15 protein-coding genes are annotated in these 14,155 nt (G+C 63.3%); 13 read left to right on the forward strand and 2 right to left on the reverse strand.

Annotated features, from left to right (window positions below; translation table 11 throughout):
* Positions 1–218: 218 nt before the first annotated feature.
* The 10 genes from JKL46_RS32085 to glgC all read left to right on the forward strand — a co-directional run bounded on the left by JKL46_RS32085 (position 219) and on the right by glgC (position 11,018).
* Positions 219–1,010, forward strand: coding sequence for an ABC transporter ATP-binding protein (locus tag JKL46_RS32085; RefSeq protein WP_246529682.1), 792 nt, complete (start codon positions 219–221; stop codon positions 1,008–1,010).
* Positions 1,010–1,906: a branched-chain amino acid ABC transporter permease gene (locus JKL46_RS32090; RefSeq protein ID WP_201842291.1), complete on the forward strand. Its 897-nt coding sequence runs from the start codon at positions 1,010–1,012 to the stop codon at positions 1,904–1,906. Before JKL46_RS32085 ends, JKL46_RS32090 begins: the two co-directional genes overlap by 1 nt.
* Before the next feature lie 5 nt (positions 1,907–1,911).
* Entirely contained in the window at positions 1,912–2,949 is a 1,038-nt protein-coding gene (locus JKL46_RS32095) for a branched-chain amino acid ABC transporter permease (RefSeq protein WP_201842293.1), read from the forward strand.
* A gap of 49 nt (positions 2,950–2,998) precedes the next feature.
* A complete protein-coding gene (locus JKL46_RS32100) occupies positions 2,999–4,327 on the forward strand; it encodes an ABC transporter substrate-binding protein (RefSeq protein WP_201842295.1) in 1,329 nt (442 codons plus the stop codon).
* Positions 4,328–4,390: 63 nt separating this feature from the next.
* Positions 4,391–5,182, forward strand: a complete 792-nt coding sequence (locus JKL46_RS32105) for an ABC transporter ATP-binding protein (protein WP_201842297.1) — start codon at positions 4,391–4,393, stop codon at positions 5,180–5,182.
* Positions 5,179–6,426, forward strand: a complete 1,248-nt coding sequence (locus JKL46_RS32110) for an SfnB family sulfur acquisition oxidoreductase (RefSeq protein WP_201842299.1) — start codon at positions 5,179–5,181, stop codon at positions 6,424–6,426. Before JKL46_RS32105 ends, JKL46_RS32110 begins: the two co-directional genes overlap by 4 nt.
* A 121-nt stretch (positions 6,427–6,547) precedes the next feature.
* Positions 6,548–7,162, forward strand: a complete 615-nt coding sequence (locus tag JKL46_RS32115) for an NAD(P)H-dependent oxidoreductase (RefSeq protein ID WP_201842301.1) — start codon at positions 6,548–6,550, stop codon at positions 7,160–7,162.
* Positions 7,159–8,331 carry a 3,4-dihydroxy-2-butanone-4-phosphate synthase gene (ribB, locus tag JKL46_RS32120; RefSeq protein ID WP_425493339.1) on the forward strand — a complete coding sequence of 391 codons (1,173 nt, stop codon included), beginning with the start codon at positions 7,159–7,161 and terminating at the stop codon, positions 8,329–8,331. The genes JKL46_RS32115 and ribB overlap by 4 nt, the downstream gene beginning before the upstream one ends.
* A 10-nt stretch (positions 8,332–8,341) precedes the next feature.
* Entirely contained in the window at positions 8,342–9,475 is a 1,134-nt protein-coding gene (ribA, locus tag JKL46_RS32125; protein WP_201842313.1) for a GTP cyclohydrolase II RibA, read from the forward strand.
* Between the two features lie 286 nt (positions 9,476–9,761).
* Positions 9,762–11,018, forward strand: coding sequence for a glucose-1-phosphate adenylyltransferase (gene glgC, locus JKL46_RS32130; protein WP_425493340.1), 1,257 nt, complete (start codon positions 9,762–9,764; stop codon positions 11,016–11,018).
* A 144-nt stretch (positions 11,019–11,162) separates the two neighbouring features.
* Here the strand turns inward: glgC and JKL46_RS32135 are convergent, their stop codons facing one another.
* The gene (locus JKL46_RS32135) at positions 11,163–11,504 is read right to left on the reverse strand and encodes an HU family DNA-binding protein (RefSeq protein WP_201842303.1); all 342 of its coding nucleotides are present in this window, start codon (positions 11,502–11,504) and stop codon (positions 11,163–11,165) included.
* A gap of 420 nt (positions 11,505–11,924) precedes the next feature.
* On the opposite strand from JKL46_RS32135, the gene JKL46_RS32140 reads away from it, so the two are divergent.
* The 3 genes from JKL46_RS32140 to JKL46_RS32150 all read left to right on the forward strand — a co-directional run bounded on the left by JKL46_RS32140 (position 11,925) and on the right by JKL46_RS32150 (position 13,344).
* Positions 11,925–12,188, forward strand: a complete 264-nt coding sequence (locus tag JKL46_RS32140; RefSeq protein WP_201842305.1) for a hypothetical protein — start codon at positions 11,925–11,927, stop codon at positions 12,186–12,188.
* On the forward strand, positions 12,176–12,454 hold the full coding sequence (locus JKL46_RS32145; protein WP_201842307.1) for a hypothetical protein: 279 nt from the start codon (positions 12,176–12,178) through the stop codon (positions 12,452–12,454). Before JKL46_RS32140 ends, JKL46_RS32145 begins: the two co-directional genes overlap by 13 nt.
* 176 nt (positions 12,455–12,630) lie before the next feature.
* Entirely contained in the window at positions 12,631–13,344 is a 714-nt protein-coding gene (locus JKL46_RS32150; RefSeq protein WP_201842309.1) for a hypothetical protein, read from the forward strand.
* A 245-nt stretch (positions 13,345–13,589) separates the two neighbouring features.
* Here the strand turns inward: JKL46_RS32150 and JKL46_RS32155 are convergent.
* The coding region (locus JKL46_RS32155; RefSeq protein WP_281400196.1) for a TCP-1/cpn60 chaperonin family protein at positions 13,590–14,155 on the reverse strand (566 nt) is incomplete at its 5' end.

A 14,155-nucleotide genomic window follows, 5' to 3' on the forward strand; every position in this document is an offset into this window, starting at 1 on the left:
TGTCTGGACCGCCTCGGCCTCAGCTATCCTGCAAAAGGTCGCCCGTGCGAAACAAGCGTTAGAGTCACAACACTAGGGGCTGCATAACACACGCAGTATCGGGGACGATCATGCCGGGCACTTCCGCTGGAGTGGCCGCAGCCGGGAGGCTGCGCCTACCGTTCAAAGAAGAGCGCACCATCACGCGGCTCGACAGCAGCCCGGCATGGCGTGCCGTGATGGCGCCCGATGAGGCGATCCTGACGCTGTCGGACATCGGCGTTACCTTCGGCGGTGTTGCAGCCCTCACGGATGTCAGTCTCACCGTGCGTCACGGGGAAATCTGCTCGGTGATCGGCCCCAACGGCGCCGGGAAGTCCTCTCTCATCAACGTGGTCAGCGGCTTGTATAAGCCCGACCGAGGAAGCATTCGGCTCGACGGGCAGACGTTTGGCCAGATCCGGTCGGAACGCCTGGCTCAACTTAACGTCGCCCGGACGTTTCAGAACCTGGCGCTGTTCGGCGGGCTGTCCGTTCGCGATAACGTCAGCGCGGGCCTCACTCACACCCGACGCGCCGGCGTTCTCGAGCAATTCTTACTCCTCCCCCGTTCGCGGCGTGAGGATCGTGAGATTGGCGAGCGTGTCGAGGCCATGCTGTCCTTTCTCGATCTTGACCCGCACCGCGAGCGGCTGGTTTCGACCTTGCCCTATGGCCTGCAGAAGCGGGTCGAGCTCGCCCGCGCCCTTGTCGCCGAGCCGAAGCTCCTGCTGCTCGATGAGCCGATGGCCGGCATGACGGCGACGGAAAAGCAGGAGATGGCCGGCCTCATCCGCTCTGCCCGCCAGCGCTACGGTCTCACTGTCATCCTGATCGAGCACGACATCGGTGTTGTCATGGACCTCTCCGATCACGTCGCCGTGCTCGACTATGGCCGCAAGATTGCGGACGGAACACCCGACGCGGTTCGATCCGATCCGGCGGTTATCCGCGCCTATATCGGCAGCACCGACGACGAGGACCTTGTCTGATGGAAGTCTATGATCTTCTCTTCTTCGTCGAGGTCCTGATTGGCGGACTGTTGTCCGGCGTGATGTACTCCCTCGTCGCGATCGGCTTCGTGCTGATCTACAAGACCTCGGGCGTGCTCAATTTCGCGCAAGGCGCCATGCTGCTGTTCGCGGCGCTGACCTTCGTCAGCCTGGTCGAGCGCGGTCTGGCTGTTCCGCTCGCCATCGGTCTGACGCTGCTGATCATGGTGGCTCTGGGCTTTGCGATCGAGCGCTCAGTGCTGCGGCCGCTCGTGAACCGTTCGCCCATGACCTTGTTCATGGCGACCCTCGGCCTGTCCTACATCATCGAAGGGGCCGCTCAGCTCGTCTGGGGCACCCAGGTTCACGGTCTCGATCTCGGCATCTCCGACGTTCCCTTCGAGATCGCCGGTATCTTCATCTCGACCTTCGACCTGGCCGCTGCAGGGATCGCAGCAGCCATGGTCGCCGGGCTCTCAGCCTTCTTCTACTGGACCCGCATCGGTCTCGCCTTCCGGGCTGTTGCCGACGACCAATTCGCGGCGCTCGCCGTCGGTCTCCGTCTGTCCCGCATCTGGGGCAGTGTCTGGACGGCGGCCGGCTTCGTAGCGCTGGTGGCGGGTCTGCTCTGGGGCGCGCGGCTCGGGGTGCAGTTCTCCTTGTCGCTCGTCGTCCTGAAGGCACTTCCCGTGCTGGTGCTTGGCGGCTTCGACTCGATCCTCGGCGCCATCGTGGGTGGGCTGATCGTCGGCGCCGGTGAGAAGCTCGCCGAAGTGTATCTCGGCCCCTTCGTCGGCGGCGGCATCGAGGGCTGGTTTGCCTATGTGCTGGCCTTAGGGTTCCTGTTGCTTCGCCCTGCGGGGCTGTTCGGCACCAAGCTGGTGGAAAGGGTCTGACGGCGATGGCTGCTCAAACCATATCGCTGCCGGACAGCCGGTTTCCGCTCCGCACGCTCCTGTGGCCGGCTCTCGCTTTGGCGGCCGCCTATATCCTCGTTCCCGCTTTCGCGACCACCTATCTGCTCGAGGCGATTCTTCTTCCGTTCCTGGCGCTCAGCCTGGCGGCGGTGGGCCTCAATCTTCTGACCGGCTATTGCGGCCAGCTCTCCTTGGGCTCCGCCGCCTTCATGGCGGTGGGAGCCTATGCGGCCTACAACCTCAATCTTCGCATCAGTGGCCTGCCGCTCCCCCTGTCGCTGGTGCTGGCGGGGGTGACGACGGCCGCTGTCGGGACCGTGTTCGGCCTGCCCAGTCTGCGCCTGCGCGGGTTCTACCTTGCGGTCTCGACCCTGGCGGCTCAGTTCTTCGTCCAATGGGTGCTGACCAAGTTCGGCTGGTTCTCCAACAACAACCCGTCCGGCGTGATCTCGGCCCCGCGACTGATCGTGGCGGGCTTTTCCTTCGACAGTGCGACGGGTCGCTACCTGTTCTCACTCACCACCGTCACTCTCCTGACCTTGTTCGTCTGGCGCCTGGTCGAAGGCTCAGCCGGTCGCAACATGATCGCTGTCCGCGACAACGAGACGGCCGCCCGCGTCATCGGCGTGCCGGTTCTGCGCACCAAGCTGCTGGCCTTTGCCGTCTCCTCCTTCATCATCGGGGTCGCCGGGGCGCTCTGGGCTTTCACCTATCTGCGCACGGTCGAGCCCGCAGGCTTCAACCTCGATCGCTCCTTCCAGATCCTCTTCATCATCATCATCGGCGGGTTGGCCACCGTCCGCGGCGCCTTCATCGGTGCGGCCTTCATTGTCGTATTCCCGCTGGTGCTTGCCCGGACGGGTGCCTTTTTGTTCGGAGGCGTGTTCGACTCGGGCGTGCTCGACATGAGCCAGCGCATCATCCTCGGCGTGTTGATCATCCTGTTTCTGATCCTCGAGCCGAAGGGTCTCTCCGAACTCATCAACCGTTTGGCCACTCGGTCCAACCGGCAGCGTGCGTGACCCAAGACTGCACAACCAAACCTGACCCACACAGCTAGGAGACTATACGATGACACTGTTTTCCCGCATCGCCGGAGTAGCCGTTGCGGCTACCCTCACACTGGGCACGGCGGCTGTACAAGCCGACGAGCAGCACTTTCCGATGCAGAGCTACCGCGTCGGTCCTTATGCCGCCGGCGGCACCGGTTTCTTTGGTGGCTTCATCGACTATCTCAATCTGATCAACACCCGCGATGGCGGCGTGAATGGGGTCAAACTCACCTGGTCGGAGGGTGAGACCCAGTATGAAGTCGAGAAGGGCGTCGAAGTGTATGAACGCCTGAAGGGCAATCCCGGCATCGCGGCCTGGAACCCGCTCTCGGTCGGCATCGCCTACGCCATGATTGACCGCATCACCCAGGACAAGGCCCCGCTGATCACCATCAACCACGGCCGCACCGACACCACCGACGGTCGGGTCTTTCCTTATGTGTTCCCGCTGCTGCTCAACCCCTACAGCGAGACCTCCGGCATCGTGAACTACGTGGCTGCCAAGGAAGGCGGGCTGGACAAGCTGAAGGGCAAGAAGATCGTGGTGCTGTATCACGGCTCGCCCTACGGCAAGGAAACCATCCCGATCTATCAGCTCCTGGCTGAGAAGTACGGCTTCACCCTGTCCCAGATCGAGGTTCCGCATCCCGGCAACGAGCAGCAGGCGCAATGGCTGCAGATCCGGCGCGAGCGCCCGGACTATGTCGTGCTGCGCGGCTGGGGCGTCATGAACCCGGTGGCGTTGAAGACCGCGCAGAAGACCGGATTCCCCGCCTCCAAGATTATCGGCAACGTCTGGTCGAACTCCGAGGAGGACGTGATTCCGGCGGCGGATGCGGCGGTCGGGTATACGGCGATCACCACCCAGGCCTCCGGTGCCAAGTATCCGGTGGTCCAGGAGATCGTGAAGACCGTCTACGATGCCGGCAAGGGCAATCTCGACGACAAGAAGCGCATCGGCTCGGTCTATCACAACCTCGGCATCGTCAACGGCATCCTGAACGTCGAGGCCGTGCGCATCGCCCAGAAGAAATTCGGCAACCGGACCCTGACCGGTGATGAAGTGCGCTGGGGCTTCGAGCACCTGCAACTCGATCCGGCCCGCGTCGAGGCTCTCGGCGCCAAGGACCTGTTCCACTCGATCAATGTCACCTGGAAGAACCACGAGGGTGACGGCTACGTGACGTTCCAGCAGTGGGACGGCGCCAAGTGGAACGTCGTCTCCGACTGGATCGCGCCTGACTGGGCCCTGCTGCGCCCCATCATCGAAAAGTCGTCGGAGGCCTATGCTGCCGAGAAGGGCCTCCAGCTCCGGACCGGCGAAGACGCCCAGGCGGCCAGCAACTGATCGCCAACCCTAGGGGAAGCCGCGCAGACGCGCGGCTCCCGCCGATGAGCTGTGGGAGAGATCATGACAGCAGGCAAGGACAGCTATCTCGCCGTCACGCGCGTCGAAGCCATGTATAACAGCGCGATCGCGGCTCTCCATGGCGTCGATCTCGCCGTCGGCAGGGGAGAGATCCATGCTCTTCTCGGTTCGAACGGCGCCGGCAAGACGACATTGCTGAGGGCCATCAGCAACCTTCTGCCGGCCGAGCGCGGAGCCGTCACGGCCGGGGCAATCGCCTTCGACGGCCTTGACGTCCTGGGCTCGTCGCCGGCGTCCCTCGTGCGCCGCGGGCTCGTTTCCGTCCTGGAAGGCCGTCACTGCTTTCGCTCGCTCACGGTCGAGGAAAACCTCCTCACGGGTGCCCTGGGACGCTCTTCCTCCCGCGCGGAAGCCCGCGCGGATCTGGAGAAGATCTATGCCCTTTTCCCGCGCCTGGCCGAAAAGCGCCGAACCGCATCGGGTTTGACCTCGGGTGGCGAGCAGCAGATGACCGCCATCGGGCGGGGACTGATGTCACGACCGCGCCTCCTCATTCTCGACGAGCCGTCGATGGGTCTTGCGCCGCTCGTGGTCCGTGAGATCTTCGAGACCCTCAAGCGACTCAATCGGGATGAAGGGCTCTCGATCCTGGTGGCGGAGCAGAACTCCGCCGTCGCCCTCAAACATGCCGGCCGCGCCACCGTGCTCGAACACGGCACGAGCGTACTCGAAGGCAGCGCAGCCGAATTGCGCGCCCGCGCCGATATCAAGGATTTCTATCTCGGCGGCACCGACCGTTCCGCCCAAGCTCTCATCAAGGAGACAGCCGCATGACGTTCCAGCCCAAGCACCCTGTCGGCACCGGTGAGCCGGTGCCTCCGGTCGAACGGCCCAAGGGCAAGGCCCACATCATCAGGGATGATGCGGAGGCGATTGCCCTCGCTCAGGATCTCGCAGCACGGTTCCGCACCGGAGCCTCCGCGCGGGATCAGGAGCGAATCTGGCCCAAGGACGAGCTCGATGCCTTCTCCCAAAGCGGCCTCTGGTCGATCAACGTGCCCAAGGCCTATGGCGGACCGGAGGTGTCGTACGTGACGCTCTCACGCGTCATCGCCATCATCTCGGAAGCCGATCCGTCCCTAGGGCAGATCCCGCAGAACCATCTCGGGGTGGTCGCTGCGATCCGCACGGTCTCGGACGAGGAACAGAAGCGGCAGCTTTTCGCTGAGGTGCTCGCCGGCACGCGGTTCGGCAACGCATTCTCCGAGTTCGGCTCCAAGCGGGCGGTCGACTTCGAGACGAAGTTCACGGACGCTGGCGATCACGTCGTGGTCAATGGCCGCAAGTTCTACTCGAGCGGTGCGCTGCTGGCTCATCTGGTGCCGATCGTCGCTCTCGATGACGAGGGTCGGGCCTGGTACGCCATTGCCAATCGTGACGCGCCCGGCCTGACTGTGATCGACGACTGGTCGAGCTTCGGCCAGCGCACCACGCTCTCAGGCACGGTGATTCTCGACAACGTCAAGGTGCCCAAAACCCACCTCGTTCCGGGCTACAAGGGCTACGACCGGCCGACCGCGGATGGCGCGATCTTCCAGATCATCCAGGCAGCGGTTGATCTTGGCATCGCGCGGGCGGCCATCACTGACACGGTCGACTTCGTGAAGACCAAGTCGCGCGCTTGGGTCGACAGCGGGCTCGATCATGCCTCCCAGGATCCCTACACGATCCAGGCGATCGGTGATCTCTCGGTCCGGGCCAATGCGGCCGAGGCCCTTCTGGACCGGGCTGGGCTCGCCGTGGACCGCGCGGTGGCGGAGCCGAACGAGCAGACGGTGGCCCAGGCCCAGATTGCGGTTGCAGAAGCGAAGATCCTCACCACCGAGATTGCCATCCAGGCGACAAACAAGCTGTTTGAGCTCGCGGGCACACGATCGACGCTCGCCCAGTACAACCTGGACCGGCACTGGCGCAACGCCCGCACCCATACCCTGCACGATCCGGTGCGCTGGAAATACGCCATCGTCGGCAATTACTACCTCAACGACGTCAAACCGCCTCTGCATGCCTGGAGCTGATAAGGATGGCCCGCGTGACACACTTTCCCGCTGAAATAAAGTTCGGTGTCGTTGATCTAATCATCAGCCGGACGGCGCTGCCAGGGCTCTGTTCTCGGGCCAGTACCAGGAAGGTGGTGTAATGCGGCTTCTGGGTATCAGCGGGAGCCCGAGCCAGGGCTCCCGCACAACTCGTCTGATTCAGCAGGTGCTGGACGCAGCGGCGCAACAGGCGGACGTCGAGACGGAGTTGCTCGAGGTCGTGTCTTCGGGAGCGATCCTGTGCGATGGGCGCCCGCCTGAGGCTTATGAGGGCGAGACGCGACGGGTGATCGATCAAGTCGTGGCTGCCGATGCCTATGTGGTCGGCTCGCCGATGTATCGGGGGAGCTATACGGGATCGTTCAAAAACCTGTTCGACCTTTTGCCGAATGATGCTCTGGCCGGGAAAGTTGTCGGGCTCATCGCCACGGGCGGCAGTGATCATCACTTCCTCGCTCTTGAACATCAGCTTCGTCCCCTGTTGTCTTTCTTCCGCGCCCACACTGTGCCCGGAACTGTTTACGGGCAGAACGCCCACTTTACGCAAAGTGGGCTCACCCAGGAGACGCAGGCGGCCTGTCAGAGCTTGGCTCAAGAGATCGTACGGTTGTCCCGGGCTGTCACTCCCGGACAGGCTGGGCCGGCTTATCCAAGCATCGTTCGCAGACCGGACCAGCGGCCGCCGTCGAGCTCAATTGGGACAGGTGAGACGTGACAGTAGGAGAGAATTCGAACGGAGATATCAGGATTTCCAACCGTAGGATCTCTGATGCCATCGAGGCTTTCGCTCGCGGTGAAATCGTCATCGTCACGGACGACGACGACCGCGAGAACGAGGGCGACCTCATCGTCGCGGCCTCGCTCTGCACTCCGGAGAAGATGGCCTTCATCATCCGCAACACCTGCGGCATCGTCTGCGCCCCGCTCACCGTCGCGGAAGCCCGCCGCCTGCGGCTCGATCCGATGGTCGCCTCGAACGATGCGCCGCTCGGGACCGCCTTCACCGTGACCGTCGATGTGAAGCATGGGCTCACCACCGGCATCTCGGCCGAGCAGCGCTCGAACACCGTGCGCGCGCTCGCCAACCACAACATGGGCGCTACCGATTTCGTCCGCCCCGGCCACGTGTTCCCGCTGATCGCCAAGGATGGCGGCGTGCTCATGCGTTCCGGTCACACCGAGGCCGCCGTCGATCTGTGCAAGCTCGCGAACCTGCCGCCGGTCGGCGTAATCTGCGAACTCGCCAATGACGACGGCACGGTCATGAAGGGCGTGCAGATCGACGCCTTCGCCGAGAAGCACGATCTCAAGCGCATCTCGGTCGCCGACCTCATCGCCTATCGCCAGGCGCGGGAAAAGCTCGTCGAGCGCATCGGCACGTTTCCCGTCGAGACCCAGTGGGGGCCGTTCACGGGCTATGCCTATTCGACCCCCTTCGACAGCGTGCAGCATATCGCGCTGGTCCATGGCCGGATCGGCGACGGCGCGAACATTCCGGTGCGCCTGCACCGCGCCAACGCGCTCACCGACGTGTTCGAGGGCGGCAAGACCGTGAATGCGGCCCTGCAGCGTTTCGTCAAGGAGGGCAAGGGCGTCCTCGTCTATCTGCGCGACGGAACGGCGGGGGTGCCGACCACGAGTTTTTCGGAGCACGACGAGGCGGGATCGGAAGCCATGCGCTCGAGCCAGTGGCGCGAGATCGGCCTGGGCGCGCAGATCCTGAAGGACCTCGGCGTCGCCTCGATCCGCAACCTTGCGACCTCGAGCAGATCCTACGTGGGCCTTTCCGGCTTCGGGATCGAACTGCTCGGCGAAGAGCCCTTCGAAGATCAAGTGTCTGAAGCGCACCGCGGCGAACGTCTCCCGCTGCGGTTGCTTGTATGAGTTATCGATGATGCGCCTGAGCTTGAGCCTGTCCGACAATCCCGCCACGACCCTGGTCGAGCGGGCGATCATGGAGTTCCGCAGCGCCCGTCCCGTCGTGATCGACGGCGCGGCCGGCAGCGCGCTCGTGATCGGTGTCGAGGATCTGGATGAGGACGTGGCGGCCGAGATCGATGCCGTTTCGATGGGCCATGCCCATCTCGTCCTGCCGGCGGCGCGGCTGCGCCGCCTCGGCCTCGATCGCGGGGGACCCGGCCGTGTGGCTCTCCCGGTGGTCGACCGGGCGCGTGTGGAAAATCTGGCGCTCAAGGTCGACGGTCGCATCGATGCGCCGATTCGGCCCGCCGACGCCCTGGACGAGGAGGCGCTGGAACTCGCCCGCCTGTCTCTCGTCCTGCCGGCCGTCATCGTCGTGCCGGTGGCGAAAGATGCCATGATCGACCCGTCCCTCCTGCGTGTGCCCGGCGCAGCGGTCAGGGAGTACCGGCAGGCCCAGGCTCTGGGCCTGAAGATCGTGAGCCGGGCGCCGGTGCCGTTGGAAGGTGCGCCGACGAGCGAATTCGTGGTGTTCCGCGGCGGCGAGGGCCTGCGCGACCAGGTCGCGATCGTGGTCGGCAAGCCGGATCTGTCCAAGCCCGTCACCGTGCGGCTGCATTCCGCCTGCCTGACCGGCGATCTCTTCGGCAGCCTGAAATGCGATTGCGGCGATCAGCTGCGCGAGACCGTGCGCTTCATGGCGCAAAACGAGGGCGGCATCCTGCTCTATCTCGACCAGGAAGGGCGCGGGAACGGCATCGCCAACAAGATCCGCGCCTACAAGCTCCAGTCGCAGGGCTACGACACCTACGATGCCGATGAGGTTCTGGGCTTCGAGGCGGATCAGCGCCGCTTCGACTTCGCCGCGACGATGCTGAAGGAACTCGGCATCGGCACGGTCCGCCTGATGACGAACAACCCGGAAAAGATCGCGGCGCTCGTGAACGCGGGTCTTTCGGTGATCTCGGACCATCGCGTCCTTGGCCGCCCGACGGCGGAGAACGTGAGCTATCTCGCTGCCAAGCGCGACCGGGCCGGGCATTACATCGATCTCGAGGGCATGCTCGCCTGCTCGAACAAGGATGGAGCGGCCGTGCCGATGCCGTGAGACTTTTGAGCGGCGACCCGGGGATGACCCTCGCCATCGTTGCCCCCTTCGGATCAACCCCTTGGTAACACTTTGCCTGTGGAGCAGGATGAAAGGTCATAGCGCTTCGGAGGTAAGGCGACGACCCGGCTCACTCTTCCGAGACCGTGCATGTGGTGCCGAGGGCAGAGCAGGGAGGATTGAGGGGACAATCGCTGATCTGGCCCCATCCAGATCCTACAGCGGGCGCGGAGGTCCGACGAGGAGCCCGGGAGGGAAGAGCCCGGCCTGAATGGGAGGAATGCCGATGCCGATGAGCCCTGCCTCTGCCCCACTCGCACGCCGTGCCATGGCCTATGTTCTGGCCGGAGGGCGCGGCAGCCACCTCCTGGAACTCACCGACAAAAGGGTCAAGCCGGCGGTTTACTTCGGGGCCAAGTCCCGCATCATCGACTTCGCCCTGTCGAACGCTCTCAACTCTGGCATTCGTCACATTGCGGTTGCCACCCAGTACAAAGCCCACAGCCTGATCCGCCACCTGCAGCGTGGTTGGAACTTCTTCCGCTCCGAGCGCAACGAGAGCTTCGACATCCTGACGGCCAGCCAGCGGGTCTCCGAGACGATGTGGTACGAAGGCACGGCCGATGCGGTTTATCAGAACATCGACATCCTCGAGAGCTATGATCCCGAGTTCATCGTGATCCTGGCCGGCGATCACATCTACAAGATGGATTACGAGCTCATGCTCCAGCAGCATGTGAGCCAGAGCGCCGATGTGACCGTCGGCTGTCTCGAGGTGCCGCGCATGGAAGCCGTCGGCTTCGGCGTGATGGCCATTGACGAGACCGACCGCATCGTCTCGTTCCTGGAAAAGCCCGCCGACCCGCCCGGCATGCCGGACAAGCCCGACCTGGCGTTCGCCAGCATGGGCATCTACGTCTTCAACACCAGGTTCCTGTTCGAGCAGTTGCGCCGGGATGCTGCCGAGCCGGGTTCGTCGCGACTTCGGCAAGGATATCACCCATACCTGGTGGAGCACGGCAAAGCGGTCGCGCACCGGTTTACGCATTCATGCGTGCGGTCGTCCGCTGAGGCGGAGGCCTACTGGCGCGATGTCGGCACGCTCGATGCCTATTGGGCGGCCAACATCGATCTGACCCAGGCGGCTCCGGGCTTGGATCTCTATGATACGGACTGGCCGATCTGGACCTACGCCGAGATCACCCCACCGGCCAAGCTGACGCAGGATGGGTCCGGACAAGGTGAGGAGATCGACAGCATCCTCTCCAGCGGCTGCATCGTGTCAGGAGCGATCTTGCGGCGGTCGCTCCTGTTTACCGGAGCGCGTGTTCATTCAGGCGCCCATCTGGAAGAAGCGGTGGTGCTGCCCGGGGCTGAGATCGCCCGCTCGGCCTGGCCGTCCAAGGTCGTCGTCGATCGTAGCATGGGGATCCCGGAGGGGCTGGTGGTGGGAGAGGATCCGGACACGGATCGGCAGCGGTTCCGGCGCACCGAGAGCGGCGTCTGCCTCATCACGCAGCCTATGGTCGACCGGATCGAATAGGAATCCTGGGCGTACCATCCCAATGTTGACGGGCCGCAGGCGCTATCAGGCTTGGGGTTCGTTTGAGTTGCAGACTGACATCCCATCGTCATGGCTCGCGCTTGCTCTTATAGTGATGGAACCAACAGAGACTTAAGCCTCAAACTAACGAACGATGTCAGCAGCAATCGATGACTTGGATGCTGTTCTGTTTTGGTGCCGGAGCGCTGTGGGATTGAGGCGCAGATGCATTTCCTTGGCAGCCTTGAAGGCAGGAACGAGTTTCTCTGACACAGAAACCGGATCTTTGGTGCGTGGATTGCAACCTATCCGAGCCGCATGCTTGCGCAGCGTGAATGTTCCAAAGCCACGCAGCTCAACCCGGTCGCCTCGGGCAAGCCCCTCTCGAATGGTGCCAAGGATGGCATCCACGATCTTCTCGAAATCCTGGCGAAATAAATGCGGATCGTGCTCAGCGAGCTTCTGGATCAATTCGGACTTGATCATGGTGGTGGAGTTCTTCGGAGTGGCGTCGCGCTTTCTAAAGGCTGTCATCGCACTGAAAGACCGTCAAGGCATCATCCATAGCCATAAGATCTCATGTTCCCAGCATCAGCCCAGTCGATGTGTCTGATCTCAGTGCCATGAGGCTTCATCCCTACTCCATGACCCTTGTCAGGATTATCGACTCAGTCTGAGCTTCGTGAAGCGCCCACGCGTCGGCAAGCATCTGCTCTTCACCCGCTACGATCTAGCCCAGCGCGGCAAGATTACGACAGTGGAGGACATATTGAGCATCCTCTCCATTGCGCTGCTGGAAACTATTCTCGAAGGTGAGGGGGCGGGCAGGGCTTCTGTTCGGACGCATGGTCCGCTACATTCTCTACCATCCTTGCTTCTGGCCTCGTCCTCTTCAGAATGTTCAGAATGGCCTACACACTCTCCCGGCTTGCTCCTGGTAGCTACGACGTGCTGCTCAACGGTGTGATCGTCGCCAGCCTCGTGCGCAGTGAAGAATCTGAATCTGCGACCTGGACGGCGGAACTGTTGCTCGACTTGCCCCCAGGGGAGAGACCCGCTCCCTTCACCAAGATCGAGCATGCGTTTGCCAGCCTTGAAGAGGCTCAGAGATGGCTCGGAGACGCTCAGATCCGTGAGGCCGGTGGGGAGGAGGAGACGTGGCAGAGGTGATTGCCTTCCCACAGCGTGTGGAGACAAAGACATTCCACTTTGATGAGAAGCATGCGTTTGGCGAGATCGGCGGCCTCATGCTCTCCCTCGTGCAGGAGCAGGGCCATGCTGACGGACACATCATGCTGGTCTTGCTGGGCGGCGTTGACGGGTTTCTGCCGCTGAGGTCATTTGCACCATCGCCGGAAGGGTTTGAGGCTGCGCGAGCAGCCGGCGAGATGGCGTTAGAGATTCTTGCTGCAGGGCACACCAACTGGACTGAGTAGCCAATGAACAGGTCGAACGGCGCCATTACGCACCTGCCATTGGTTTGTCCGGCCACCCTTGCCCGCCACCGCCACGTCCTTGATCTCGAACAAGGCAGCTTGGTCTGAATTCGACACATTCGTGCGCGACCCCGGTGGTGACGCTTCGTTAACCATCCGACCCCGCAAGGCCATTGATGCTCCGACCTATCATTGCCCTCATAGCCCTTCTCTCCGCTCCGGCCCTCGCGCAGAGCTATGATCGATCCGATCTTATCCGCGGGCTCTGCCGCCCTGATGGTTGCGACGAGTTCGCCATCCTGACGGCCTCTCCTCTGGCCAAGGGAGGGGAGGGCACGCTCATGCAGACCCGGGTAAAGACCTTTCATGCGAGTTCAGCAGGGCGCAGAGAGCTCAGCGAGGAGAATGGGTATGTTTACTGCTCGCGAACCAAGCCGGCGATCGTGGCCGAGAAGAACGGGCGCATCATGGCGTTTTATCTCGCACCGTTCTCCACCAAGGACAGCCGCGAGACCATCCGTCGGAACACCAGCTTCCATGCCTTGTACTTCAGTATCTGCCATGGCCTGGAGGCGGGCTGGGCAGCAGTCCAGAACCTGGCGGGCGTCGCGGGGGAGTTCGGCTACCGGGTCGCGCTGCCTCAGTCGCAGTCCGTAGCCCTGAGCCGGGTCGAGGATATCCTGCCGCCTGAAAACCGCCGCTCCGTCGAAGCGAGGCATGACATGCGCCCGATGCCGCCGACAAACACGCCGCCGATCGTGCCACAGCGGGACTGGCTGGCTGACGAGCTGATCGACGCATTCGGCCAATACCGTGAGGTGCCTTCCCCCGCCCCCAGCCCGACGTTGTGGAGCACGAGGAGGGGATGCTCGCCGGTCCGCGCCGCCTGACCAACCGCGCGTTTGATGTCCTTGATGAGGTGGGGACTGGGCGCTTGGACGGCGCTACTGATCCCGACGGTGCGGCGGCGGTCTGTCACCAGGCATGCTGACGGCCTCAGCGAATGTGCCGACACGACTTGATGATTGCTCGATCACTCGCGCCTTCCGAACGATGAGCGTGTCACCGTCAGATCCAAAAGAAAAAGGCCCCGGAGTGATCCGGAGCCTTTCCTATGGGACGATGAGAGAAGGGTTTAGAAGTCCATGCCACCCATGCCGCCGCCCATACCACCCGGCATGGCCGGAGCGGCCTCCTTCTTCGGAGCGTCGGCAACCATGGCCTCGGTCGTGACGAGCAGGCCTGCCACTGACGCCGCGTTTTGCAAGGCCGTGCGGACGACCTTCGCCGGATCGACGATGCCGGCCTGAAGCAGATCGACGTACTCTTCCGTCTGGGCATTGAAGCCGAAGGTGTCGGACTTCGTGTTGTCGTTGATCTTGCCGACCACGACCGAGCCTTCGACGCCAGCATTCTCGGCGATCTGGCGGATCGGCGCCTCAAGAGCGCGCAGGACGATGCTGAGACCTGCTGTCACGTCCGGGTTGTCGCTGGAGAGCTTCGCAACGGCGCCCTTGGCGCGCAGCAGAGCCGTGCCGCCGCCGGGGACGATGCCCTCTTCCACCGCAGCGCGGGTGGCATGGAGCGCGTCGTCGACACGATCCTTCTTCTCCTTCACCTCGATCTCGGTCGCGCCGCCGACGCGGATCACCGCGACGCCGCCTGCGAGCTTGGCGAGACGCTCCTGGAGCTTCTCACGGT

Origin of the sequence: Microvirga zambiensis WSM3693, from assembly GCF_016735695.1 — a bacterium.
GTDB classification, from domain to species: domain Bacteria; phylum Pseudomonadota; class Alphaproteobacteria; order Rhizobiales; family Beijerinckiaceae; genus Microvirga; species Microvirga zambiensis.

Coding starts and splice junctions, on each gene's coding strand:
- JKL46_RS32085 (WP_246529682.1), top strand. CDS start 219: ATGGCGCCCGATGAGGCGATCCTGACGCTGTCGGACATCGGCGTTACC.
- JKL46_RS32090 (WP_201842291.1), top strand. CDS start 1,010: ATGGAAGTCTATGATCTTCTCTTCTTCGTCGAGGTCCTGATTGGCGGA.
- JKL46_RS32095 (WP_201842293.1), top strand. CDS start 1,912: ATGGCTGCTCAAACCATATCGCTGCCGGACAGCCGGTTTCCGCTCCGC.
- JKL46_RS32100 (WP_201842295.1), top strand. CDS start 2,999: ATGACACTGTTTTCCCGCATCGCCGGAGTAGCCGTTGCGGCTACCCTC.
- JKL46_RS32105 (WP_201842297.1), top strand. CDS start 4,391: ATGACAGCAGGCAAGGACAGCTATCTCGCCGTCACGCGCGTCGAAGCC.
- JKL46_RS32110 (WP_201842299.1), top strand. CDS start 5,179: ATGACGTTCCAGCCCAAGCACCCTGTCGGCACCGGTGAGCCGGTGCCT.
- JKL46_RS32115 (WP_201842301.1), top strand. CDS start 6,548: ATGCGGCTTCTGGGTATCAGCGGGAGCCCGAGCCAGGGCTCCCGCACA.
- ribA (WP_201842313.1), top strand. CDS start 8,342: ATGCGCCTGAGCTTGAGCCTGTCCGACAATCCCGCCACGACCCTGGTC.
- glgC (WP_425493340.1), top strand. CDS start 9,762: ATGCCGATGAGCCCTGCCTCTGCCCCACTCGCACGCCGTGCCATGGCC.
- JKL46_RS32135 (WP_201842303.1), bottom strand. CDS start 11,504: ATGATCAAGTCCGAATTGATCCAGAAGCTCGCTGAGCACGATCCGCAT.
- JKL46_RS32140 (WP_201842305.1), top strand. CDS start 11,925: ATGGCCTACACACTCTCCCGGCTTGCTCCTGGTAGCTACGACGTGCTG.
- JKL46_RS32150 (WP_201842309.1), top strand. CDS start 12,631: ATGCTCCGACCTATCATTGCCCTCATAGCCCTTCTCTCCGCTCCGGCC.